Source organism: Xenorhabdus indica (assembly GCF_014467235.1).
Taxonomy (GTDB): domain Bacteria; phylum Pseudomonadota; class Gammaproteobacteria; order Enterobacterales; family Enterobacteriaceae; genus Xenorhabdus; species Xenorhabdus indica.
The window spans coordinates 191,345-216,647 of record NZ_NKHP01000003.1 but is presented as its reverse complement, the minus strand read 5'-3'; the positions used below and the strand labels follow the sequence as shown (position 1 = coordinate 216,647).

Here is a 25,303-nt window from a genome sequence, read left to right as displayed (position 1 = left end):
ATTCTCGTACTCGCATTTGTTCGTATATTGACCTGCTTTGATTGTTAACATATGCTATGCATATGTTTTCCAGTGTAGGAGATTTCATATGAGAACTGTGGCTGTTTTTAAAAATGGTAATAATCGTGCTATCCGTTTACCTAAAGATCTGGATTTTGAGGGCGTTAATGAATTGGAAATTATCCGAGAAGGAGAGACCATTATATTACGCCCAGTAAAACCTAGCTGGCATTCATTTTTATCAGAGGATAAGGCGGACGAAGATTTTCTATCTGAACGACCGGATATTATTGAGGAAGGACGTTTTACGTTATGAAAAAGCTTTACATGTTGGATACTAACATTTGTTCATTCATTATGCGTGAGCAGCCTATTGCGGTGATAAACCAATTACAGAAATGTGTAATGAATAACTATCCAATTGTGGTATCTGCTATTACTTATTCGGAAATACGTTTCGGGGCAATTGGGAAAAAAGCTTCTCCGAAACATGGTGTATTAGTGGACGAATTTTGTAAACGTTTGGATGGGATCTTACCGTGGGATAAATCTGCGGTGGACGCAACAACAAAAGTAAAAGTTGCTTTGACTTCTGCGGGCACATCAATCGGACATAATGATACCGCCATTGCAGGGCACGCCCTGTCTGTGGGAGCTATATTAGTCACAAATAATACCCGTGAATTTTCGCGTGTAATTGGATTGCCATTAGAAGATTGGACTGAAATATATCAATAAAATTGTGGATAAATTAATCAAAAAACTGACCCGAATTTTCGATAAGGTATTGGGTCAGTTCTAAAATGATTGAAGATAATGGACTACTTCCGCAAACGACGTTGCGTATAAAGCGCATCCAGCGTAAATAGAATCAATGCAGCCCAGATAAAACCAAAAGTGATCAAACGATCTGGCCCAATCTTCTCACCATAAACCAGTGTTGCTAACAAGAACATTATGGTTGGACCAAGATACTGAAAGAATCCTAGCGTGGACAAACGTAGATGTGCCGCCGCTGCGGTAAAAAGCAACAGTGGCACCGTCGTAATAATACCGGCGGCAATCAGCATCAGATTCAAGGAATAGGTATTATCCAACATATTGCTGGTCGGGCTGTCGGTGAAGAACAGCAGGTAACTCAGCGCGACAGGAAATACCCAGACTGTCTCAATTAACATGCCTGTTTGTGCATCCACCCCTAGCTTTTTGCGGATCAAACTGTAGACGGCAAATGTTGTCGCTAAGTACAGGCCAATCACAGGTACAGAGCCAAACTGCACGACTTGAATGAGTACGCCTGTAAAGGCTAAAGCCACGGCAACCCACTGCATACGCCGGAACCGCTCACCGAGGAATAGCATACCAAGTAACACACTCACCAAAGGGTTAATGAAATACCCCAGACTTGCTTCAATGAGATGGTTATTATTGACGGCCCAGATATAAGTCAGCCAGTTACTGGTAATCGTGAAGGCAGTAAAACCTAACAGTAGCAAGATATTGGGTTGACGGACAACGACCCAGGCCTGACGCCAGTGACGAGTTACGGTTAACATCAGCACCATAAAAAATACAGACCATATAACACGGTGCGATACGATTTCATCGGGGGGAACATATTGTATGCTTTTGAAGTAGATAGGAGCTAACCCCCAAATCAGGTAGGCACCTAAGGCATACAGGATACCTTTGGCTGTCTGTGGTTTGTTCATAATATCCTTGAATGTTCAGAGAGTGTTCAGAAAAAATGAGAAGAGCTTGTTAGATGTTAGCCCATAGAGCCGTACAATGTGTCACTGGGTTAAGTAATTTACAAGAAATTAATGACGTAAATAAGAAAGAAAAACTTTCCGCCTGCATTGTTGGTTTTATATGCTATATCGGTGTTTGTTTTTAAAATAATATCCTGCATTTAGCCTGGTGATGTGTTTATTACATAAATAATTTGGACGTCAGATAGGATATAAAAATGTTCTAAGCTGGTAAGTGAAGTTTACACATTTACATCATCAAATTATCTGAATCCCATCATCGTTCTAATTGGTAATTCAGATTTATCAGGGCAATCCAGTCCTCGTATTTTGACCGCAAGATCGTTATTTCTCAACTCATTACATAGTTGTGCAATGTCTTTCGGAGTCCAATAAATGTTTTTTCCATATCCTATTCTCTGAATTGGGTTTAATAAACTTTCCACACCACCTGCTTTTAATATTCTGGCAACTATTGTGGCGCAATTTTTACTGAAAGTACTATAACTATGGCTCACATGATAGTTGCCATATGTTTTTCCAATATAGATTTCATCCTTTTTTTTCTGCATCTTTTCAACATCTAAGTTGATAAGCAAATATTCCAGATGGGGTTGTAAGATAAAATCTTCCTGAATCTTACCGAAGGTTCCTGCAAATGATAAACCTCCTCGAGGCTTGTTGGGGTCACAATAGAAACTGACATAATTATTATCTGTTGGAGATGGTGGATGCTGTATGGATATTGAAGGGCTTGTTTCATGTCTTGAAAAAATGGAAGAAGTTGAACGTCTCCTTTCATTTGGAGGTAAGGGGCTTGCTGGTGTGGAATTGGTCGGTGTTGAGGGTTCCGTAACCCCAATTGGCCAGGGGCATTTTGGCATTCCACCGATATAAACAGAGGCATGCCCTGCAACAAAACTGTGGCAGGGATACCAAATATAGACAACGGCAGAGACAGGGGTTCCTGCGAGTATTTTTTGTTCTGCTTTGGTTCTTGGGGTCATGGTTGGTTCTCTGGCTGGTTTATTGATTAATGATTCAATTAATAACTTTATAAGACAATTTGTTGCGACTTTTTGGTATTGCCGAAATTGGTGGTTGTTAAGATGAGCTCGGTGTAATGACTGATACAGTACAGTTTGTTTATTAAGTAAAGGTATCATATACCCAGAGTGGTGGTATGTTAATAGGTGATTTTGGCTATTTGGGGGAGTATTTTAAATAAAACAATCAAAACAGAACGTTATTACACCGTGGGATACGTACCGCAAAATAACAAGGCTACTGCCCCGCCTGCTATCCATCTAAAGGCCAGTGGCTTAAGGCGGCCGGATTCGATAAAGGTTGCACCCTGACCGTCAAGATTATGGCGGGCTGTTTGGTGCTCATTCCTGACAGCAATGATACCTGCGCTATCAAGCAACAGTACCAGCGCCAGCAAGATCAGCTCAGGATGCGTGAACTGATCGGCGAATACACAAAATCGTAAACAAGGTCATATTTCCCGGCTTTTATTTAACTTTATACTATAAGTTAATAGTTATCCTTCATTAACTTAACTTCCCATGAAGTACTATCTGATATAGTTATTAAAGCCAGACAATATGATAAATCACCATTGTCTAATATACTATATTGTACAGGCTTCAACAATGCAGCTAAAAAGCAAGTTTTTATATCATCCAATGAATTAGAAAAAGATTTCACCTCATCCCATGATAATTTAAATCCGGTATCACTGGATAAAACTTGTTGCTCAAAGTCAGGCATTGACATATCTCGTGGCGCAACACCAACTGCTTCTATTTCATATAGATACCAATCCCATTTATTAGCCGGTATTTTTTCTAATAAATTAGATAAATGGATCTTTTCTCCATTATTCCACATCGACCCTTTACTCACATTCATTATGGGATCTCCAAATCTTTTGCAGGACCATGTTGCGGTGTTCCTCCCGTAGGGTTAGGAATATAATCATGCTGATGGGGATTTGGATGTTCATTAGGCCTTCCATGATCTGTAAAGTCAATATCCCTTTTCGGTACTAAATTACCATTCTCATTATATCCCCATTCTCTGGCCTGAGTATAATCTCCTTTTCTACCTGACTTGGTACCTAATTGAGTATGTGGCGCATTAACATCAGGGATTGGATTCCCATTTTTGTCACGAGGTAATGGTCGATCAGGTCGATAAGTGCCATAAGGGTTTTTATTTTCAACATTCGTTTTGCACAACCCAAGCGGATCAATATATTTCAGTGGATTAGGCGCATACGAATATAAATTAATGCCCCCACGTAGCCCTATCGGATCTGGCGATATGTACTGTGCGGTTTCAGGTAAGTAATACCGATAGCGATTGTAGTAAAGCCCGCTTTCTTCATCCAGCCACTGCCCGGCAAATTGCAGTCCCGGATTCAGTTCGGCATTTTCCCCCAACACCCCCAGACGCAGTCCGTACAGGCTCTGCGGTGGCTGACGCCAGACCCGGTGCCCCGCGGCATCAAACAACGCCAGTGGCTCCCCCGTTGGGGCACAGACTGCATAGTGAGTCTGGATTGCTCCCGCAATCAATTCATCACGGTTTTCTGGATCAGGCGTGAAAAACTGAACCTGCTGCGCCAGTAACTGCCAGCCGTCGAACACCAGATGGCGGATGCAGTGCAGGCGGTTGTGCCGATACTCGCGGATTTCCGCCGGCACATCGCCATCCCACAAATATGTTGTGCGCATTCCGGCTTGCTGGCAAATTTTCTCAGTACGCCGCCCAAAGGCATCATAGCGATAGTCCCATTGCTGACCACCCGGTGTTAGTACGCCAATTAACTGATTTTGGCTGTTCCAGCGGAATTTGGTGAGCTGCGGGCGATGGCCTTCTTGCCATAACTGCATCGCCGTCATTCGGCCAGCATCGTCATATTCAAATAGATGCTGACCCAAGTGTCTCAATCGATGTCCTTTTTGATAAAGCCGTTCTCCGTCAATGTCATTGATGCCGTCGAAACGGCGGGATGGATAACCGCAGGAGTCATATTGATAATGTTCCCGCAGCCGATCACCATCACTGACTGAGGTCACTTGTCCATTACCATTGACTACATAACGTAGCCACTGCCGTTCATCATTCGCCGCTACTAAATTAAGTGCATCGTCATAACGATATTCACGATCTAATCCTGCTAATGTCGGTTGCGGGAGATCCGCCACTTCATGGGCGGCAAAAAACTCAGTATTACGTCCGGCACGCTGGGAAGTGAGCAGCCCCATTAACGAGTGCTCCTGACGCAGGATAAAGCCCTTATCAGACTGGCGATGCCATTCGTTACCATCCTTATCCCGCTCGAAGGTCAGAGAATGATCACCATTGATTGCCAGTAAATTCAGTTCTCCAACCTTATTAACAGCGGTTTTTGCCTGCCAGAGTCGGCCATCGGGTGTATGAAGCTGCCTTACTGTTGTGGTGTTATCAGGATATTCGCGGTGAATTTCCCCGTGTGACTGGGTTTCCCGGATAATACGGCCTTGTTCATCGTATTCGAATATTAAAGAAATGGTGTCTGGTGCGGTGATTTCCAGCAAACGTCCGATGAGGTCATAGCTGTAGTTGGTGGTTCCTTCCGGTGTATGTACGGCTGTCAGTCGTTGTGCGGCATCGTATTCGTAGCGAGTGATATTGCCTGGTGCATCATGCTTTTCAATGCAATTTCCGTTAAGGTCATAAGCGTAATGCCATTGGGTATCCGCATAGTCGGTTTCAGTAATCACCTGCCCGTCTGCATCCAGTGTATAGCGGTAGCTTTCCCCTTGTGGCGTGATCACTTCCAGCAATTGCAGACTGTCAGAGTCATAACGGTACTGCCAGCGGTTTCCTTCCCCATCCACACGTGCGAAAGGTAAATCAAATGGCCCGTATTCAATCTGCCATTTTACGCCATGAGCATCTGTCCATTCGGTCAGATTGCCGTGACGATCATGGCGGAAACGCTCAATACTGTTATTGGGTCGGTCACTTAAAGAAATGCGGTGATGACGATCATAATCCCAACGCCAAAGGGCACCACCGCCAGTCGTCATTCGGCGCAGACGATCCTGGCTGTCATAACCCAGTTGCAGGCTGCGGTTTTCTTCATCAAACAACTTAGTCAGGCGTTGATGACGGTCATATTCCCAACTGCGCTTATTGCCATCACTGTCTTCTACGGCGGTGATCAAGCCAAACTCGTTACGGGTCAGAGTGGTCTTATGCCCATCTGGTGCGATAAAACATTCAGGATTACCTTTATTGTCGAATTGTTGCCACCAAACTCGTCCGAGTGGGTCTGTCATGCTGATAAGGCGATCGGCATCATCATAGTGATAACGCCATGTTGCCCCGATGGCATTAGTAAAAGCGGTCACTAATCCGGTATCTGCGAGGTAATCAAGGGTAATAATTTCGCCTTTTGGTAAAATCTGGCGGCGCAAATTTCCCCATTCATCGTATTCATAGCGCGTGACACTACCACATGGCGTTTCCACCTGCGTGACTTGTTGCTCATCATTGTAATGCCAGGTCGTCGTATGGCCTTGTGGCGTGGTTGAATGGGTGATGCCTGGTTCATAGGAGAGATGAACCGGATAGAACCCCCCAGATCCGACGCTATAGATACAGCGCCCCTGTTCATCATAAACGTAATCCACCGCAGTTTGATCATGATCAGACCACTGACTTATTAAGCCTTGTTCGTTGTATTCATAAAACAGGTGATAGGTTTGTGTACTGTCTGCATCAGCCAGCCAGTCGTTATCGTGATAACCGTAACGCGCCAGCATTTCATTCAGGCCATTATCGGTACGACGGATCTCTTCCAGTAATCCATTTGCGCGGTATAGCAACACTAATTCTGGGCCATCGCTATGGGTAACCTTAACCAGTTGCTGCTGTTCACTGTAATGAAACTGGATGGTGTTATCGTTATTGTCGCGGTATTCGGTCAGCCACAAACGTTGGGTGCTCTCTTTGTCTGGGTCAGCCTCCGTGGTTGTAGGGAAGACCGTTGTAGGAAAGACAGTCGCGGGGAAGGTAAAATATTTACTGATTAAACTGTCGCGATCACTCAGGATAAGGCCTTGCTTATACCGGCTCAGTCTGAAATTGGGGTGTTCAGGGTTGATGCTGTGATCGTAACTGGCTGGCAGGGCGAAAAAGAGTGAGGCACCTTCGGTTGTCAGAATTTCTATTCGATCCCCTGTAACAAGGACACATTCGGAGAAGTTATCCAGCCAGTTTTCCCCTAGCAATCCGCGATGACCGGGTGACCAACTACGGATAAATTGCAGTGGTATCGTCTGCCCTAACTCGATATCGATACGCTGATCAAACAGAGCGCCGGTGGTAACGTCTATCGGGTCTCCCGTAAAGAATCTTTTGACACTTTCCGTATAACGCTTCAGGCCTTTATTATGTTTGAAAGCGTGTTTGGCACAACTGATGGTTTTGAGTGTGACGATTTCTTTGATTTTTCCGGGGACATTTTTGATTTTTTTAGCGGCCGTTTCGGCACCTTTTTTAGCTCCGTTGATAGCAGCTTTCCGGCCTGCTTTGGTAGTTAGTTTTGCAATGCCTTTTACGGCTCCTCGTGATGGCGGGACGAGAAACTCCACGGCAACGAGCAATGCCCGCTGCCAGGCTGAAAACTCTTCCTGTATCTCAAGATAGGTTTCTTGACCTGAGCCGATAAAGACTTTGCTGGCACCGCCTTTGATAGTTGAGCCACACTCCAGTTTATCCTTAATCCGCGCGGCGGGCTTTTCGTTGATAAAGACGCTTTCACTGCCCTGAGCGATGCGTGGCGCGGGATGATTTTTGCAAGCTGCTGTGTCTAACTCCACCCGCGCGGCGGGCTTGCCTTCGATAAAGACATTAGGTGAACCCGTGGCGATCACACCGGCTGGCGGGTTACAGCTATCAATGGCGTCCGTAACCGCTGAGCTGGCTTTACTTATCACATCACCTAGCGCCATAGTCCACATCGTGCCGACAGCCATAATTGCAAACGTAGCCAGCCCCCCGGTTGCACCTATCAGAAGTGCAGCCGCGCCAAATACTGCTGCACCGAGCAATGCACCTACAACTGCCCCCGCAAGTGCCCCTAAAAAACTTTTATGCTGAATGGGGTCTCCTTTACGTGCCGCCGCCGGGCCTGGCTCTCGTGCTGCCGGTTGGGGCTGTTGGCTTGCATGAGTTGCGCCCACTCTTGCAGTACGAAGGACAATTTCATCCATTAATCCCATAACTGACCTCCTGTCAGGTCGCCTGAAAACTACTGACGATTGCCAGCAGAGCGTTACGCTGCCCTTCCTCAAACGGCTGTGGAGAAGTCAGGTTAAAAGCCAACAGCAAATTCCCCCATATTTGCAGCACAACAGTCTGGTGCATCTCACCTTCCGGGCTTTGCCATTGGTAGTCCAGCCGCCAGGCGGGTGCACCGCTCAGTTCTATCTCCAGCCTTTGGTGCTCTTTATAACCGGGGAGATGGGTTTCAAACTGAGTTAATGTTTGGGCGTAGTAGGCGGTATGGTCGGAACCCATCGGTACGGGTGTACGGTTAATCACCAAATTAACGCCACTGTCATCCGGCAGGACAAATACCTGCATCGATTCATCACGCCAGTCAGATGGAATAGTTAAGGTTCCTTCATTCATTTGATAGGGTTGTTTATTCATGGGTGTCTTCCTTTATCACTCTTTTTTGGTCTATGTAGCTATCGTGTTCCACGTGTGTTTTGATTGGCTCGGCTAGTTCAGTTGAACCTGTTCCTTGCCGTTGATGATGATATTTCTGCCGGAAATATGGATATTGCCCTCTTTGTCCAGTGTGATACTGGCACCGCCTACGCTGATTTGGATGCCACCGTTGACAGACTGGATAGCAATGTCTTCTTTGGCGCTGAGCTTACTTTTTTTCTCCACTGTAACTTGCCGATTACCGTGAATAGTACTGCTCTCCTCGCCGGTCACTTCTTTGATGCGATCTTTACGGACGGATATCACCTGATTGTTGCCGATGTTTTCGGTGTGGTCGTGCATCACCTGTGTGGTACGGTCTTTGAGGACAGTGGTGTTCATATCATTCAGAACGGTGGTATTCATATCTTTCTGGGCATGAAGAGCGAGTTGTTCACTGCCTTTCGCATCCTCAAACAACATTTGGTTATAGCCTTCTCCCTTATGGGTTTTGGAACGAAACGCCATTTGGGTTTTGCTGCCCGGCAAGCCGCCGGGAGGAATGTTGCTGGCGTGATAGGTTCTGCCGATAACGATGGGTTGATCTGGATCGCCATGTAAGAAGTCAACTACAACCTCTTGGCCGACACGGGGAATAGCGAGCATTCCCCAGCCTTGTCCCGCCCACGGATGAGTAACCCGTATCCAGCAAGAGCTTTGATCGTCACTGCGGCCATAGCGATCCCACGGAAACTGGAGTCGAACACGACCATATTGGTCACAAAAAATTTCTTCTCCGGCAGGGCCGACGACTTTGGCAATTTGTGGCCCATCAACGATCGGTTTAGGCAATGGAGAAGGACGCCAGGTCTGGGTTTGGCGAATAAAGCTAAATTGGCTGTTTAGTGTCGTACCGCTGCCACTGATTTCCTGTTCTAACGCTTGTGGTTGATAACCCGTATGGCTGGCGGAAATCACCTGCCACGGTTGATTCCACTCTTCACGCGGATGGTTGGTCAGGGTGAATAGCCGCCCCGGTTGGATGGCGATGGCATAACCGTTGCCATGTCCTGTCAGCGCATCATTACGCAGTGCTTCGAGCCGGTAGCGGGTAAAAGCAGTACCATGTTGTTCATCTTTGAAACGTCCGGGATAATCGTAATGCTCGTAATAGAGCTTTTGGAGATTGTCCTCTTTCATTTGCTGGCTGAATTCTGCTGCCCAGGCCGGATTCTTAAAAGTGTAATCCTTAAGTTGTACCTGTGCCGGCCGGACCTGTGCGCGGTTGGTGATGTGACTAACAGAAACATCACCTGTAGGACTTTGTTCACTGGGTTGGTAAGGAAGTTTGATACCCAACGGTACTGAACCAGCATCATCGGCAAAGACCAGCGTATTACGCCCGTTGCCACACTCAAAAAAATAGAAAATGCCTTCTTCTGCGGTCAAACGCTGGATGAAAGTGAAGTCACTTTCCTGATATTGCACACAAAATTCACGTTCTGGATGTGGCTGACGCAAACTAAATACCACATCACGAATGCCATGTTCCTTTAAAATGGTGGTGATAATGGTAACGATATCCCGCTGTTGGAAGATGCGTGAATTTTGGCGTAGTGTTGTACGCCACAAGTCAGGACGGATAGTCATCTGGTAGGTGGTTTGATGTAGTCCGGTATTCCCTTGTTCAAAGCTGGATACCATACCACTGATGCTTCGTTGTTCGGTTTCTCCCTGCAAAATCGTGAGTGTGGCAGTGTGATCGAGCACAGTAGAAAAATCGATAGAGGGATTAGCACTTACCAACCCAATATCAAGTTGAAAAGGCTGTGAAAAACCTTCTGTCAGTGCGAAATCAGTGACAACAAAAGTTTGGGGCGGCAGGCTGCCTGCTGTCAGAGTAAATAAAAGTCCGCCGGATGAATGACCGCCAGTTTTACGGCTATTCTGAGAAATAATGTTCTTTTTCAGTGACATAATTATTCGTCCTTATTTAATGTCGCTATTAGTGCGATATTTGGGTAGCTGTTATCCTTAATTTCTCTTTTAACCAACGATTCGCCGGGAATATTTAATGTGGGAATATTAAGGGCGATCAGGAATGGTATTGTTTAAATTTTTTTCGCTCAGATAATAATCGACAAGATATAATAGGTTTTTATTTAGTATAAAAAACAGTCATTATAATGTGATTGTAATCACTCAATAATTTATATAAATCAAATGATTAAAAACAAAACATGGGGTTAAAAATCAAGATGCTTGTCTGTGGGTAGCGAATGAAACGAGTATCTAAATAAAATAATCATTTACTTCAGTTAGCTATTTTCACAAGATGGAAGTACGCGTAAAAGATATATTAAAATAACAGAAATAAAAGTACAGCGACCCCCATTTCAATGGAAATACTTCCCCAAAAATAATAAATAGTCTTATTTTAAAATGAGTTAACAATAAATAAAAAACCTATCCAATTAATTACCTTAGCTTTTCTCAATTGGTCATTAATCATGATATCCATCAATCAAAAATAATTATTTTAGTAGTTATCAGATTCACTGTTCTTCCATAGATTTATTACTTTTCTATATGTAATAGTGGCTATCAATACATTGTAAAAATAACATCCATTTCATCTGTTTGATTGGTATAGCAATAATAAATATTTTATTTTTATAATCGTCAGCCAAAGAGGATACAATATGTTACGTAAAACAGGTTTTTTCTTTGATGAAAGCTGTTTCTGGCACACTACCGGATTACAACATGTCGTAACGCTTCCAGTTGGCGGATGGGTACAACCACCATCCGGACCAGGTCATGCCGAATCACCAGAAACTAAGCGCAGAATGAAAAATTTAATGGATGTTTCTGGCTTAAGCCACTCATTACAACTGTTAGGGGCTGATCCTATTGATGAAACAACCTTAAGGCTTATCCATCCAGAACCGTATTTACAGAATTTTAAGTCGCTGAGCGACTATGGTACAGGTATGCTTGGTTCTGAAGCCTCTGTAGGACCAGGCAGTTATGAAATCGCCAAATTATCTGCCGGATTAGCCTGTGCGGCAGTGGAAGCCGTCCTGCACGGTGAACTGGACAACGCTTATAGTCTGTCCCGCCCGCCCGGACACCATTGTCTACCAGATAAAGCCATGGGATTTTGTTACCTTGCCAATATCTCCCTTGCCATTGAGCGGGCCAAAAAGCAGTTTGGGCTTGGCCGGGTCGCAGTCGTTGACTGGGATGTTCATCACGGTAACGGAACACAACATATCTTTTGGGAACGTGCTGATGTTTTGACAATTTCATTGCATCAGGATGGTTGTTACCCCGAAGGGTACAGTGGTGAAGATGATATCGGGGCAGGTAAAGGAGAAGGCTTCAATATCAATATTCCACTCATGGCAGGAGCCGGGCACAATAGTTACATGTATGCTATGGATCAAATCGTTCTTCCCGCATTACAGCATTATCAACCCGAATTGATTATTGTCGCCTGTGGATATGATGCCAACTCCTTCGATCCACTTGCCAGAATGCAGCTCCATAGTGAGAGTTTCCGGGAAATGACGCGTAAAATACAGCAGGCAGCAGATGCATTATGCGATGGAAAACTGGTTGTCGTACATGAAGGTGGTTATTCCGAACTCTATGTGCCGTTCTGTGGCTTGGCCGTACTGGAAGAATTGAGCGGTGTCCGCACTAAAGTTCAGGATCCTTTACTGAATATGATTAAGGCTCAACAACCGAGAGAGCATTTTGATACATTCCAGCGCCAGGAAATTGATGAACTGAAGCAAAGATTTAACCTGTAACTGAAATTATGCCCGATACACAATATATCGGGCATACAATAGATTGGCATTATCCGCCGACAGCAATACGTTTCATATCTGTCATATAACCACGTAAAGTCCGGCCTACAACCTCAATTGGGTGGTTACGAATAGCGTCATTAACATCGCGTAATTGGGCATTATCGATACCTTTATCGACAGCGGCCTTGCCTAAATCCCCGGTCTGTAGGGTTGGCATGAATTTTTCCTGCAATAATGGCACCGCAACATAAGAGAACAAGTAGTTACCATATTCTGCCGTATCAGAAATCACTACGTTCATTTCATAGAGACGCTTCCGGGCAATGGTATTCGCAATTAATGGCAGTTCATGTAGTGATTCATAATAAGCGGACTCTTCAATAATGCCTGAATCGACCATTGTGTCAAATGCCAGTTCTACCCCGGCTTTAACCATAGCAACCATCAGGACGCCATGATCAAAGTATTCTTGCTCGCTAATATGACCGTTGTAATCAGGATAGTTCTCGAATGGCGTTTGACCTGTTTCTGCACGCCAGGTCAGCAGATCTTTGTCATCATTCGCCCAGTCAGTCATCATAGTGGAAGAGAATTTACCAGAAATAATGTCATCCATATGTTTTTGGAACAGTGGAGTTAAAATGGTTTTCAACTGTTCAGAAAGGGCATAAGCACGCAGTTTTGCTGGATTAGAGAGCCTGTCCATCATCAAGGTAATGCCACCTTGTTTCAGGGCTTCTGTGATAGTTTCCCAACCAAACTGGATCAATTTACCCGCATAACCCGGATCTGCGCCATCAGCCACCAGCTTGTCATAACACAACAGGGAACCTGCCTGTAACATCCCACACAGAATCGTTTGCTCACCCATCAAATCAGATTTCACTTCTGCCACAAAAGAGGATTCCAGAACTCCTGCACGATGACCTCCAGTTGCGGCTGCCCATGCTTTCGCAATTGCCATGCCTTCGCCTTTTGCATCGTTTTCCGGATGGATAGCAATCAGAGTTGGAACACCAAAGCCACGCTTATATTCTTCACGCACTTCCGTTCCTGGGCACTTCGGAGCAACCATCACAACCGTGATGTCTTTACGGATCTGTTCCCCCACTTCGACAATATTAAAACCATGAGAATACCCCAAAGCCGCACCGGCTTTCATTAACGGCTGAACGGCCTGTACAACCGCAGAGTGCTGTTTGTCTGGGGTCAGGTTAATGACCAAATCAGCTTGTGGGATCAATTCCTCATATGTACCAACGTTGAAACCATTTTCAGTTGCCTTACGCCATGATGCACGTTTCTCTGTAATGGCTTCTTTACGCAGAGCATACGCAATATCCAGGCCAGAATCACGCATATTCAGCCCCTGATTCAACCCTTGAGCACCACAGCCGACAATCACCACTTTCTTGCCTTTTAAATACCCTGCCTCGTCAGCAAATTCTTCCCGTGTCATAAAACGACATTTGCCTAACTGCGCCAATTTCTGGCGTAAGTTCAATGTATCAAAATAATTAGCCATGGTGACTCCGATATAATGAGGTGTGATGTTATTTGCATAAAGTCAATATATGACATGAAATCCATTGCTTAAATTGATATATTGACAACACTATATTGCAATTTATGCAACATGTCTTTTTTGTAACAATCTTCCACCATACGACGAATATATAGCGAAAAAACCCAGAAAAAGGCAAAAGAACGATGGACTTACGTGATCTAAAACTGTTTTTGCATCTTACAGAAAGTTGTCATTTTGGTCGTACAGCCAAAGCTATGCATGTCAGTCCATCCACGCTTTCACGCCAAGTTCAGCGTATTGAAGAACAATTGGGGCACTCACTATTTCTGCGAGATAATCGGACAGTAAAACTGACCTTCGCAGGCGAGCAATTAAAGCAATTTGCCCAACAAACTCTGCTGCAATATCAGCAATTACTCCATTCACTGAATCACCAAAGCCCATCTTTAACGGGAGAATTACGCCTTTTCTGTTCGGTCACTGCCGCTTATAGCCATCTGCCACAAGTTCTGGATAAATTTCGGGCCGAACATCCTTTGGTGGAAATTAAACTGACAACGGGGGATGCCGCAGACGCTGTTTATAAGGTGCAATCTGAAGAAGCAGATTTGGGCATTGCAGGTAAACCAGAAAAACTGCCTGATAATGTCCGCTTTACCAAGATTGGTGAAATTCCGCTAGCACTGATCGCACCTTCTTTGCCTTGTGCAGTACGAACGTTTGCTACACAAGAGCAACCAAACTGGAATGCAATCCCATTTATTTTGCCGGAACACGGCCCTTCCCGTAAGCGTATTGAGCTTTGGTTCCGCCGGCACAAAATTAACCATCCACAGATTTATGCTACAGTTTCTGGTCATGAAGCGATTGTTTCTATGGTTGCTTTAGGTTGTGGTATTGCGTTAATCCCTGCGGTTGTCGTTGAAAATAGCCCGGAGCCGGTACGCAACCGTATATTATTGTTGGAAAATATTTCGTTGGTGGAACCATTCGAATTAGGGGTTTGTGCTCTTGGCAAGCGGCTACATGAACCACTGATAAAGGCATTTTGGGGATTATTATCTTATGAAATAACGTGATCCCATGAAAAAAATAGCACTCTAAAAGGTGCTATTTCTCATAATATTAACTGTTTCTATTTCAACAACAGATTAAACGAAGGATTATCAGTCTCATCATGGTATTCATAACCCAACTCATCTAAATGGCGATCAAAACAGATTTCCGAACCTGACAATTCAAAAGCGGCCAGTACACGTCCGTAATCTGTGCCATGACTACGGTAATGAAATAGTGTGATATTCCAGTGTGCTCCTAATGTTTGCAAAAATTTCAACAATGCTCCCGGTGATTCGGGAAAAGCAAAGCTAAATAACCGCTCCTGCAATAGTCTGGGTGGTCTTCCACCGATCATATAACGAACATGCAGTTTCGCCATTTCATCATCAGTAAAATCAGATACCTGATATCCCGCAGTTTTTAGTTCTTCAATGATTTCAATACGTTCAGCATTTCCACGTCCCAATCGTATCCCAACAAAAATACAGGCTTTATCTGGGGCGGTAGCATCTGAATAACGGTAACTGAATTCTGTCACAAAGCGGGCACCCAGTATCTGGCAGAAATTCAGGAAACTGCCTTTTTGCTCAGGAATAGTTACCGCCAGCAAAGCTTCACGCTGCTCCCCTAGCTCACAACGTTCGGAGACATAACGTAAACCATGAAAATTCACATTAGCGCCAGAAAGAATATGTGCGAGTCGCTCCCCCTTAATCTGGTGCTGCTGGACATATTTCTTCAACCCCGCCAGCGCCAAAGCTCCGGAAGGCTCTGCAATCGCTCTGACATCTTCGAAAATATCTTTCATGGCTGCACAAATGGCATCACTATCTACCGTAATCACATCATCAACATATTGCTGACATAAACGGAATGTTTCATTACCAATACGTTTAACGGCAACACCTTCCGCAAATAACCCGACCCTCGATAAATCAACGGGATATCCGGCATCCAGCGCGGCTTTCAAACAGGCAGAATCCTCAGCCTCCACACCAATGACTTTCATTTCTGGTACGAGTTGTTTGATGAGCACTGCAATACCAGCAATCAATCCACCCCCACCAACAGGAACAAAAATGCGATCAAGATGAACATCTTGCTGTAAAAGCTCCATCGCCAAAGTTGCCTGACCAGCAATCACAGCAGGGTGATCAAAGGGTGGTACGAAGGTGTAACTATGTTCTTTTGACATCTCAATCGCTTTTGCTTTCGCTTCATCGAAATTTGCACCATGTAATAGCACTTCACCACCAAAACTGCGTACTGCATCAACTTTAATATCTGCTGTAGCTATCGGCATCACTATAGTGGCTTTAACGCCAACCTTACTGGCCGATAATGCAACACCTTGTGCATGATTGCCCGCAGATGCGGTGATCACACCCTTAGCTCTTTGCTCTTCCGTTAAGCGGGCAATCATCGCGTATGCACCACGCAATTTGAAGCTGTGTACCAACTGACGATCTTCTCGTTTAACCAAGATAGTGTTCTCTAAACGAGCAGAGATTTTTTTCATTTCCTGTAATGGGGTGACTTGAGCAACATCATAAACTGGTGCACTCAGTGCGGCTTTGAGATATTCCGCTCCGTTAGGTTCAGTATTAAGAGGATAAACCGCCACAATCAACTCCCCAACTTAGTCTTATCACGTACAGCTCCTTTATCAGCACTGGTCGCTAATGAAGCATAAGCTCGCAATGCAAAAGAGACCTGACGCTTTCGGGATTTAGGTGTCCACATATTATCGCCACGCGATAATTCAGCTTGTTCCCGTTCAGTCAGCTCTTTTTCGCTGACATCCAACTGGATTTTACGGTTTGGAATATCAATATTGATGATATCGCCGTCATGAACCAATCCAATCAAGCCACCATTAGCTGCTTCAGGAGAAACATGTCCAATCGATAACCCAGATGTACCTCCTGAAAAACGTCCATCAGTGATCAAAGCGCAACTTTTCCCCAATCCCATTGATTTTAGGTAAGTGGTTGGATAGAGCATTTCCTGCATACCAGGACCACCTTTCGGGCCTTCATAACGAATAACCACAACGTCCCCCGCAACAACTTTTCCGCCCAAAATCGCGTCTACTGCCTCCTCCTGACTTTCATAAACTTTAGCAGGGCCACGGAAAGTGAGAATACTTTCATCCACTCCTGCGGTTTTCACGATACAACCATCCGCGGCAACGTTACCATACAAAACAGCCAGTCCCCCATCTTGGCTGTAAGCATGCGCACGTTCACGAATACACCCTTCTTTCCGGTCTGTGTCCAAAGATGGCCAACGACAATCCTGCGAGAAAGCTTGGGTAGTACGAATTCCTGCTGGCCCCGCCGCGTACATGCTCTTAACATCGTCATCTCCTGTCAGCATGATGTCGTACTGAGCCAACGTTTGTGGCAAGTCCAAACCCAGAATGTTTTTCACATTTCGCTGCAACAATCCAGCACGATCCAGTTCACCAAGAATACCAATTACTCCACCTGCTCGATGTACGTCTTCCATATGGTATTTTTGAGTACTTGGCGCCACCTTGCATAAATGGGGCACTTGACGAGACAGACGATCAATATCTGCCATAGTGAAATCAACTTCTCCCTCCTGAGCGGCTGCCAATAAGTGCAGAACAGTGTTTGTCGACCCTCCCATCGCAATATCCAATGTCATGGCATTCTCAAATGCAGCTTTGGTCGCAATATTACGTGGCAAAGCGCTGCCATCATTTTGTTCATAGTAACGTTTGGTTAATTCAACAATGCGCTTACCCGCATTGATAAATAGGGTCTTACGATCTGCATGTGTAGCAAGTAGCGATCCATTACCCGGTTGCGAAAGCCCCAGTGCTTCTGTCAGACAGTTCATTGAATTCGCGGTAAACATGCCGGAACAAGAACCACAGGTCGGGCAGGCAGAACGTTCGATTTGCTCACTTTGTTCATCACTGATATTCGGATTAGCCCCCTGGATCATCGCATCAACCAGATCCAACTTGATGATCTGATCGGATAACCGCGTTTTACCCGCTTCCATCGGGCCTCCTGAAACAAAAATAACCGGAATATTCAAACGCAGTGATGCCATCAACATGCCCGGTGTGATCTTGTCACAGTTGGAAATACATACCATCGCATCCGCACAGTGTGCATTCACCATATATTCGACCGAATCGGCAATCAGCTCACGAGAAGGCAGAGAATAAAGCATTCCTCCATGCCCCATTGCGATGCCATCATCAACTGCGATGGTGTTAAATTCTTTTGCAACTCCACCAGATGCCTCAATCTGTTCAGCCACCAGCTTGCCCAAATCCCGCAAATGAACATGCCCGGGCACGAATTGAGTAAATGAGTTCACAACGGCGATAATAGGCTTACCAAAGTCCGCATCAGTCATCCCCGTAGCACGCCATAAAGCACGAGCCCCTGCCATATTGCGGCCATGAGTTGTCGTGGCAGAACGATATTTAGGCATTATTTTTTACTCCCATGTCTATCTAATCAGCATCAGAAAACAGGCGGGGAACGAGCCGCCTGTTAAATTTTATCTTCGTTATAAAGGAATCAGGTTATTAAGGATTCACTGGATCTAACCAGCCCCATTTATCTTCTGTCGAACCATCAAATAGGCCGAAGAATGCACTCTGAATTTTTTTGGTGACAGGCCCACATTTACCAATTCCAACCTGAATACCATCTACACTACGGACTGGAGTAATTTCTGCTGCTGTTCCGGTCATAAAGACTTCATCAGCCAGATAGAGTGATTCGCGGGAAAGGGTCTGCTCACGAACTTCCAGACCGAGATCCTGTGCCAACTTGATAATGGCATCTCGAGTGATCCCCGGTAACGCAGCAGAAGTGAATGGCGGGGTGAACAAAACACCATTTTTGACTTCAAATAGGTTTTCACCCGCACCTTCTGAAATATAGCCATGAACATCCAAAGCAATCCCTTCCTGATAACCATGGCGCCGGGCTTCACTCCCCACCAGCAAAGAAGATAAGTAATTACCCCCCGCTTTTGCCGCTGTTGGAATTGTGTTTGCCGCAGCACGGTTCCATGAAGAAACCATCGCATCAATGCCTTGTTCTAGTGCTTCCTCTCCAAGATACGCTCCCCACGGAAAAGCGGCAATAATGACATCTGTTTCATAACCCACAGGAGGATTTACCCCCATTCCCACATCACCAATAAAAACCAATGGGCGAATGTAAGCGCTGATTAATTTGTTCTTGCGGAGTGTTTCACGACAAGCTTCCATTAATTCATCGACACTCTGGCTCACGGGCATACGGTAAATCTTGGCTGAGTCATGCAAGCGCTGCATGTGTTCACGATGACGAAAAATAACAGGCCCTTTGTGCGAGTTGTAACAACGGACACCTTCAAATACTGACGTTCCGTAATGCAGGGCATGGGACATAACGTGTATTTTTGCATCAGCCCAAGGAACCATTTCCCCATTGAACCAAATATAATCAGCTTGCTTTGTCATTCTTTTGTTTCCTTCAAATGCGCACTATGCGCTTATCAATTGTGATTTTTTGTGTTGTATCTCAACATCAGCAACATCAACCAGCTTCATCAACTGAGAAAAAAGCAAATTCACAGGACGCTGACTGGCGACAGTGAGTTCAATACTTACATTATCACTATCTATTGTATGATCCATATTCAATGCGCATATCTGAAAACCACGATGGCGGGTAACCCTCAGAATTCTTTCAAGAATTTCAGGACAAAATCGTGCCTGAATAGCAAGTTGATGCTGCATCATAATGATCTCTCCAACATATTTGCGTTACTTGCGCCAGGTGGAACCAATGGCCAAACATTTTCTAATTCATTAATGGATACATGTAGTAAATAGGGACCTTCACTGTTGAAAAGGGCATCTAGCGCTGTATTAATTTGCGACTTGTCTGTAATGTGTTGGCCTGGAATATCAAAGGATTTTGCCAAGGTAATAAAATCAGGATTATCGGTTAAGATAGTTTCGCTATAGCGTTTATCAAAAAATAATTCCTGCCATTGCTTAACCATCCCCAGACGCTGGTTATCCAGCAAGACCATCTTGATAGGTAATTTTTTGCGTCTGATAGTGCCTAATTCCTGAACATTCATCATGAAAGAGCCATCACCGGATATACAAATGACCATATCCTCTGGACGAACCATTTGTGCACCAATCGCTGCCGGGATACCAAATCCCATCGTGCCCAACCCACTGGAAGTAATGAAATTCTCAGGCCCATCGAATGTCATATGTTGGGCAGTCCACATCTGATGCTGTCCCACATCGGTGGTCACAACAGTATTGGTTGGCTTGCGCTCAGATATCTGTTTTAACAATGCGGGAGCATAAATACTGTCCCCCTGATGGTCATAGCGCCATGCATATTCATTTTTTAACTGTTTCACTTCTTGTTGCCATGCCTTGATCGACAAAGGTTGCTGTAAATGAGGCAATAACGTTTTTAAATTTCCCAATAATGAAACATGTGCCTGACGCAACTTGTTTAATTCAACAGGGTCGATATCTAAATGGATGACTTTGGCGTACGGAGCAAAGGTGTTCAGTTTCCCGGTTACCCGGTCATCAAAACGAGCTCCGGCAGCAATAAGCAAATCACAGGATTGAACCGCGAAATTGGCAGCCTTTGTGCCATGCATTCCCAACATTCCCAAATAACATTCATGCTCAGCATCCGCAGCCCCCAATCCTTTGAGTGTAGAGACAACAGGCAGCCCCGTTTCTGTCACTAAACGGCGTAATTCAGGCACCGCATCTGACATTCCAACGCCTCCCCCGATATACAAAATAGGTTTTTTGGAACAAGCCATCATATGGCGAGCTTGTTCCAATTCACGCTCAGGCAGAGAAGATAGGGCAACGACAGGCATTAAGTAAGGTGCGAATTCGCCTTGTTTTAACTGAATATCTTTCGGTAAATCCACCAAAACGGGGCCAGGACGGCCTTCCGTGGCAATGGCAAAGGCTTCGGCCATAACTTGAGGCAATTTTTCCAGCGATTCCACCAGAAAACTGTGTTTGGTACAGGCAAGAGAAAGTCCCAACATATCGATTTCTTGAAAAGCATCTGTACCAATAACTTCAGAACTTACTTGACCAGTAATAGCAACGACGGGAACAGAATCCAACAAAGCATCAGCTAACCCGGTAATCAAATTTGTTGCGCCAGGCCCTGATGTCGCGATACAAACTCCAGGCTTACCACTTGCCCTTGCATAGCCAATGGCAGCCATAACCGCTCCTTGTTCATGGCGGCACAACAAATGTTCAATACCGCCATCATACAAAGCATCATACACAGGCATAATAGCTCCGCCTGGATAACCGAAAACTTTCTCAACTCCCTGCTTTCGTAATGCTTGTACGACCCATTGAGCCCCGTTCATACCATCCTCCTATTGCGTTTACTCTGTCAGTACCAGTGTTGTGATGTTGTTTTATGTTCGTTTTTTGGTATGTGTAAAAAAAAGCCCCCGCTCCTTTTCGGTGCGGGGGCTTCTTCGTGAAATCTGGCTATCTTTCTGTCTACGCCTTCCTTCGTTCAAGTGCAGCCCCGCACGGTAGAATAATCACTACCACGCTAATAATTAGGCTAATCACTAGAACAAATTTACTCATAATTCTTTTCGTTCTCATTCATATGTTCGATGTATATTTTACAAGTATCACTTTCTATAATTGTTGACAATCATTATTTTAATTTTTTATTTGAAAAATAATTTTATTCATATTTTTCATGTGGATAACTAAAAGTCCAGCAAAGTTAACAGCGCTCATTCCTTTAATGAAGATAAAAAATTACTATCTATATGTTTCATAAAATAATTAATAAGATAAATTACACAAATACAATTTAATCAGCTAATTGCAAAACATAAGCGTCAAAAGAGACATTTTTATGCGACAGTATCATTATAAACAAAAAATAAAAACAACTAATTAGTTCATCTAATGAATAAAATAATCAACTAAATGATAATACCTTATGAACTTATTTCACATATCCCACAAAGATCATTTCCAAACAAAAAACCATAAATAACAATATATTGAGAATAAGTAAGTTTAAAGAAACAATAAAAAATAAATATATTTTCGAGTACCTTCGCAAAATAACAAAAGGAGACTTTTTATTATTTTTTATCAATTCATGATAATTACTTTCTTGCTAAGGAGAGCACATGACACTCGCAATCATCTATACACGGGCAACAATAGGTATTGATTCTCCCATCGTCACAATAGAAGCACACATCAGTAACGGTTTACCTGGTTTAACACTGGTTGGTTTGCCGGAAACGACAGTTAAAGAAGCCAGAGATCGTGTCAGAAGTGCTTTGATCAATAGCGGTTTTACCTATCCGCCAAAAAGAATCACAGTTAACCTGGCTCCGGCAGACCTTCCCAAAGAAGGAGGGAGATATGATTTACCTATTGCTATTGCAATTTTGGCCGCTTCTGAGCAAATTCCGCCAAATGAATTGCATAATTATGAGTTTTTGGGAGAGTTAGCGCTTTCAGGTGAGATACGTAGAGTTATGGGAGCCATTCCCGCAGCACTCAGTGCCAAAAATGCAGGTAGACAATTGATTTTATCCACAGAAAATCAAACAGAATTAGCTATCTTATCCCAAAGTGAAACGTTATTAGCCAATCACTTACTACAAGTTTGCCATTTTTTACATGGCGAAAAAGCAATATTATCTTCTCCCTCCCCTGTTGCTCCACAAAATGAGCCACCACTGTTAGATCTACGAGACATTATTGGACAAGAGCAAGCCAAGCGTGCTCTGGAGATCACTGCCGCAGGTGGCCACAATCTTCTGCTACTTGGTCCCCCCGGTACAGGTAAAACAATGCTAGCCAGTCGGTTATGCGACCTATTACCGTCTCTAACGCATCAGGAAGCACTGGAAGTCGCGGCTATCAATAGTCTGGTCGGTCAGTCAATTAATCCCAAAAAATGGCATATACGACCGTTTAGAGCGCCTCATCATAGTTCATCAATGGCCGCTCTCGTTGGTGGAGGCTCAATCCCTAAACCCGGAGAAATTTCACTTGCACACAATGGCGTTTTATTCTTGGATGAATTGCCTGAGTTTAACCGGAGTGTCCTTGATGCATTACGTGAGCCACTAGAATCTGGCGAAATTATCATATCTCGTGCAAAGGCAAAAGTTTGTTTTCCTGCCCAAGTCCAATTGATTGCGGCCATGAATCCAAGCCCGACAGGATATCATCAGGGATTACACAATCGCAGTAGTCCACAACAAATATTGCGCTATCTTTCCAAGCTTTCAGGTCCTTTTTTAGATCGTTTTGACCTCTCCATTGAAGTTCCTCTACTCCCGCCGGGTATCTTGAGTCAATCATCAACAAAACATGGTGAAAGTAGCCATGAAGTCAAAAAGAGAGTACAAAATGCCAGAAACATACAAATAGAGCGGTGTGAGCATGTAAATGCACATCTTAATCGTCAACAAACTGAATGTGTTTGTAAACTAAAAATGGAAGATGCCGTTTTTCTGGAAAACACTTTACTAAAGTTAGGACTGTCTGTACGTGCCTGGCACCGGATATTAAAGGTTTCACGTACGATTGCAGATTTGAAAGAGCAAAAGAGGATAGAAAGGCCGGATATTATGGAAGCTCTTAGTTACCGAAGTATGGATAGGTTACTTATTCAGTTGCAAAAGCAGATTGGATGACGTAGAAGAGGGGCTAATTCGCCCCTCTTGATGGACCCATCATCCCAATGATGATATTAATCATCAGAATCAGTATAGTCCTCAGAAGGATCTAACTGTGGTTTTCCACCGGAAAGAGTATGGAAACGTTTTGGGCGGCTAATTTTCGCCAAATACTTAGCCCATACTTTTTCCTCTGTTGTTACAGGGAGACGCTCACCACGGCAAACGGCGACAAACAATTTTTCTTCGTCTGTTTGTGGTTCACGTTTGCCAAGATCCAATTCATTGAACGCATGACCATGACGTTCTAACAATTGGGCCTCTTTGATGGTGAAATCCCCGTGACGAGAAAACCCGCGTGGATAATTTTTATTATCAAAAAAACGATTAGTCGTGATGAAGCTTTCAGCCATCTGACACACTCCTAACTCTACAGTCATACTAATTATGGCGCGGAGTATTAGGGAGGCTTGACATTCTGTAAAACAAAATATTTAAATCTTAACGACAAAAACTATTGGAGATGCATGTGGACACCGAATTACTGAAAACCTTTTTGGAAGTCAGTAAGACTCGTCACTTTGGTCGGGCAGCTGAATCACTCTATCTAACACAATCCGCCGTTAGCTTTCGGATCCGACAACTAGAAAATCAGTTAGGTGCTAATTTATTCACACGACATCGCAATAATATTCGCCTGACTGCGGCTGGCGAGCGCCTTGTCCCCTATGCAGAATCGTTAATGAATACTTGGCAGTTAGCAAAGAAAGAGATCAACTACGTCTCACAACATACAAAGCTCTCTATCGGTGCTACAGCATCCCTATGGGAAGCCTACCTAACTCCTTGGTTAAATATGTTTTATCGGGATAACCAAGGAATGAGAATCGAATCAAGAGTCTCTACACGTCAGTCTCTGGTCAAACAACTGCACTCGCGTGAATTAGATCTTTTAATCACGACAGAACCCCCAAAAATGGACGAATTCCAAAGTCAGGTGATCGGTAGTATTCAACTTGTTTTATTAACAACACAACATAATCTCGAACAAGGCATAGAAAATTACATCAAACTCGAGTGGGGAGCTGATTTTCACCAGCAAGAACAACAGATTTTGAAAAATGATCATCCACCAATCATTACAACCACTTCGGCCCATATCGCCAGAGAATTATTAGATAGTGTAAATGCTGCCACATTCTTGCCCATACACTGGCTTGATGATTACCCTAATCTCATCACGGCTCCCAATAATGAGCCAATCAAACGGCCTCTATATGCCGTCTGGCTGCAAAATAGTGACCAGCATGCATTCATCCAACAGTTATTAAAAATACCTGTTGAAAAAGCACCTGCAACAAGCTGATAGCGTTCTACGAAAAGTCTTAAGGATAGTGTGTACCGAAGATCTAAGCGGATGTGTATGGCGATCTGATTTTGATAATGCGACGAATAAAAAAGAAAAACCCAGCTAAAATTAGCTGGGCTATTAATCTTAAAACTATTCAATTATTACTAGTTATTAACTGGCAGGGGCGGAGAGGCTCGAACTCCCAACACCCGGTTTTGGAGACCGGTGCTCTACCAATTGAACTACGCCCCTAAATACGGTGGCGGTGCGGACGGGACTCGAACCCGCGACCCCCGGCGTGACAGGCCGGTATTCTAACCAACTGAACTACCGCACCACCGAATTGCTT

Annotated in this window: 20 protein-coding genes, 2 tRNA genes and 1 pseudogene; 7 read left to right on the top strand and 16 right to left on the bottom strand. The window is 44.2% G+C overall.

Annotation, left to right across the window (positions count from 1 at the left end):
• Nucleotides 1-88: 88 nt before the first annotated feature.
• Nucleotides 89-316, top strand: coding sequence for a type II toxin-antitoxin system VapB family antitoxin (gene vapB, locus Xind_RS04005; protein WP_047683259.1), 228 nt, complete (start codon nt 89-91; stop codon nt 314-316).
• Nucleotides 313-738: a type II toxin-antitoxin system VapC family toxin gene (locus tag Xind_RS04000; RefSeq protein WP_047683257.1), complete on the top strand. Its 426-nt coding sequence runs from the start codon at nt 313-315 to the stop codon at nt 736-738. The genes vapB and Xind_RS04000 overlap by 4 nt, the downstream gene beginning before the upstream one ends.
• An 83-nt stretch (nt 739-821) precedes the next feature.
• On the opposite strand, the gene rarD is transcribed toward Xind_RS04000, so the two are convergent.
• Both rarD and Xind_RS03990 read right to left on the bottom strand, forming a co-directional pair.
• A complete protein-coding gene (gene rarD, locus Xind_RS03995) occupies nt 822-1,712 on the bottom strand; it encodes an EamA family transporter RarD (RefSeq protein WP_187649520.1) in 891 nt (296 codons plus the stop codon).
• A 302-nt stretch (nt 1,713-2,014) separates the two neighbouring features.
• Nucleotides 2,015-2,758 carry a hypothetical protein gene (locus Xind_RS03990; protein WP_187649519.1) on the bottom strand — a complete coding sequence of 248 codons (744 nt, stop codon included), beginning with the start codon at nt 2,756-2,758 and terminating at the stop codon, nt 2,015-2,017.
• Between the two features lie 341 nt (nt 2,759-3,099).
• Here Xind_RS03990 and Xind_RS21070 point away from each other — a divergent pair.
• Nucleotides 3,100-3,243 (top strand): annotated as a pseudogene (locus Xind_RS21070) (SymE family type I addiction module toxin); the annotation flags it as partial.
• Nucleotides 3,244-3,287: 44 nt separating this feature from the next.
• Here the strand turns inward: Xind_RS21070 and Xind_RS03980 are convergent.
• The 4 genes from Xind_RS03980 to Xind_RS03965 all read right to left on the bottom strand — a co-directional run bounded on the left by Xind_RS03980 (nt 3,288) and on the right by Xind_RS03965 (nt 10,442).
• Complete coding sequence (locus Xind_RS03980) at nt 3,288-3,665, bottom strand: hypothetical protein (protein WP_187649518.1); 378 nt, start codon at nt 3,663-3,665, stop codon at nt 3,288-3,290.
• Entirely contained in the window at nt 3,665-8,032 is a 4,368-nt protein-coding gene (locus Xind_RS03975; RefSeq protein ID WP_187649517.1) for an RHS repeat-associated core domain-containing protein, read from the bottom strand. Before Xind_RS03975 ends, Xind_RS03980 begins: the two co-directional genes overlap by 1 nt.
• A gap of 13 nt (nt 8,033-8,045) precedes the next feature.
• Entirely contained in the window at nt 8,046-8,465 is a 420-nt protein-coding gene (locus tag Xind_RS03970; protein WP_187649516.1) for a DUF1795 domain-containing protein, read from the bottom strand.
• 72 nt (nt 8,466-8,537) lie between these two features.
• Nucleotides 8,538-10,442 (bottom strand): type VI secretion system Vgr family protein, encoded by a 1,905-nt coding sequence (locus Xind_RS03965; RefSeq protein ID WP_187649515.1) that lies wholly within the window; start codon nt 10,440-10,442, stop codon nt 8,538-8,540.
• Between the two features lie 725 nt (nt 10,443-11,167).
• Here Xind_RS03965 and Xind_RS03960 point away from each other — a divergent pair.
• Nucleotides 11,168-12,283 (top strand): class II histone deacetylase, encoded by a 1,116-nt coding sequence (locus tag Xind_RS03960; protein WP_187649514.1) that lies wholly within the window; start codon nt 11,168-11,170, stop codon nt 12,281-12,283.
• A 49-nt stretch (nt 12,284-12,332) separates the two neighbouring features.
• Here the strand turns inward: Xind_RS03960 and ilvC are convergent, their stop codons facing one another.
• On the bottom strand, nt 12,333-13,811 hold the full coding sequence (ilvC, locus tag Xind_RS03955) for a ketol-acid reductoisomerase (protein ID WP_047683242.1): 1,479 nt from the start codon (nt 13,809-13,811) through the stop codon (nt 12,333-12,335).
• A 185-nt stretch (nt 13,812-13,996) separates the two neighbouring features.
• Here ilvC and ilvY point away from each other — a divergent pair, with 185 nt between their 5' ends.
• Complete coding sequence (ilvY, locus tag Xind_RS03950) at nt 13,997-14,893, top strand: HTH-type transcriptional activator IlvY (RefSeq protein ID WP_187649513.1); 897 nt, start codon at nt 13,997-13,999, stop codon at nt 14,891-14,893.
• A 56-nt stretch (nt 14,894-14,949) separates the two neighbouring features.
• Here ilvY and ilvA read toward each other — a convergent pair whose 3' ends face one another.
• The 6 genes from ilvA to Xind_RS24010 all read right to left on the bottom strand — a co-directional run bounded on the left by ilvA (nt 14,950) and on the right by Xind_RS24010 (nt 21,531).
• On the bottom strand, nt 14,950-16,497 hold the full coding sequence (gene ilvA, locus Xind_RS03945) for a threonine ammonia-lyase, biosynthetic (protein WP_420856060.1): 1,548 nt from the start codon (nt 16,495-16,497) through the stop codon (nt 14,950-14,952).
• 2 nt (nt 16,498-16,499) lie between these two features.
• Entirely contained in the window at nt 16,500-18,350 is a 1,851-nt protein-coding gene (gene ilvD / locus Xind_RS03940; protein WP_047683238.1) for a dihydroxy-acid dehydratase, read from the bottom strand.
• A 97-nt stretch (nt 18,351-18,447) separates the two neighbouring features.
• Nucleotides 18,448-19,374, bottom strand: a complete 927-nt coding sequence (locus Xind_RS03935) for a branched-chain amino acid transaminase (protein WP_187649512.1) — start codon at nt 19,372-19,374, stop codon at nt 18,448-18,450.
• Nucleotides 19,375-19,398: 24 nt separating this feature from the next.
• Nucleotides 19,399-19,656, bottom strand: coding sequence for an acetolactate synthase 2 small subunit (gene ilvM / locus Xind_RS03930; protein WP_038268543.1), 258 nt, complete (start codon nt 19,654-19,656; stop codon nt 19,399-19,401).
• Nucleotides 19,653-21,299 carry an acetolactate synthase 2 catalytic subunit gene (ilvG, locus tag Xind_RS03925; protein WP_187649511.1) on the bottom strand — a complete coding sequence of 549 codons (1,647 nt, stop codon included), beginning with the start codon at nt 21,297-21,299 and terminating at the stop codon, nt 19,653-19,655. Before ilvG ends, ilvM begins: the two co-directional genes overlap by 4 nt.
• Before the next feature lie 139 nt (nt 21,300-21,438).
• Nucleotides 21,439-21,531: an IlvGEDA operon leader peptide gene (locus tag Xind_RS24010; RefSeq protein ID WP_145956602.1), complete on the bottom strand. Its 93-nt coding sequence runs from the start codon at nt 21,529-21,531 to the stop codon at nt 21,439-21,441.
• Nucleotides 21,532-22,094: 563 nt separating this feature from the next.
• Here Xind_RS24010 and Xind_RS03915 point away from each other — a divergent pair.
• The gene (locus Xind_RS03915) at nt 22,095-23,621 is read left to right on the top strand and encodes a YifB family Mg chelatase-like AAA ATPase (RefSeq protein WP_047683232.1); all 1,527 of its coding nucleotides are present in this window, start codon (nt 22,095-22,097) and stop codon (nt 23,619-23,621) included.
• A 56-nt stretch (nt 23,622-23,677) separates the two neighbouring features.
• Here Xind_RS03915 and Xind_RS03910 read toward each other — a convergent pair whose 3' ends face one another.
• A complete protein-coding gene (locus tag Xind_RS03910) occupies nt 23,678-24,016 on the bottom strand; it encodes a MaoP family protein (protein WP_047683230.1) in 339 nt (112 codons plus the stop codon).
• 116 nt (nt 24,017-24,132) lie between these two features.
• Between Xind_RS03910 and hdfR the strand changes: the two genes are divergently transcribed.
• A complete protein-coding gene (hdfR, locus tag Xind_RS03905; protein ID WP_047683228.1) occupies nt 24,133-24,969 on the top strand; it encodes an HTH-type transcriptional regulator HdfR in 837 nt (278 codons plus the stop codon).
• 161 nt (nt 24,970-25,130) lie between these two features.
• Here the strand turns inward: hdfR and Xind_RS03900 are convergent.
• Together Xind_RS03900 and Xind_RS03895 are read right to left on the bottom strand one after the other, a co-directional pair.
• A tRNA-Trp gene (locus Xind_RS03900) sits at nt 25,131-25,206 on the bottom strand.
• A gap of 8 nt (nt 25,207-25,214) precedes the next feature.
• Nucleotides 25,215-25,291 (bottom strand) — tRNA-Asp (locus Xind_RS03895).
• Nucleotides 25,292-25,303: the final 12 nt, after the last annotated feature.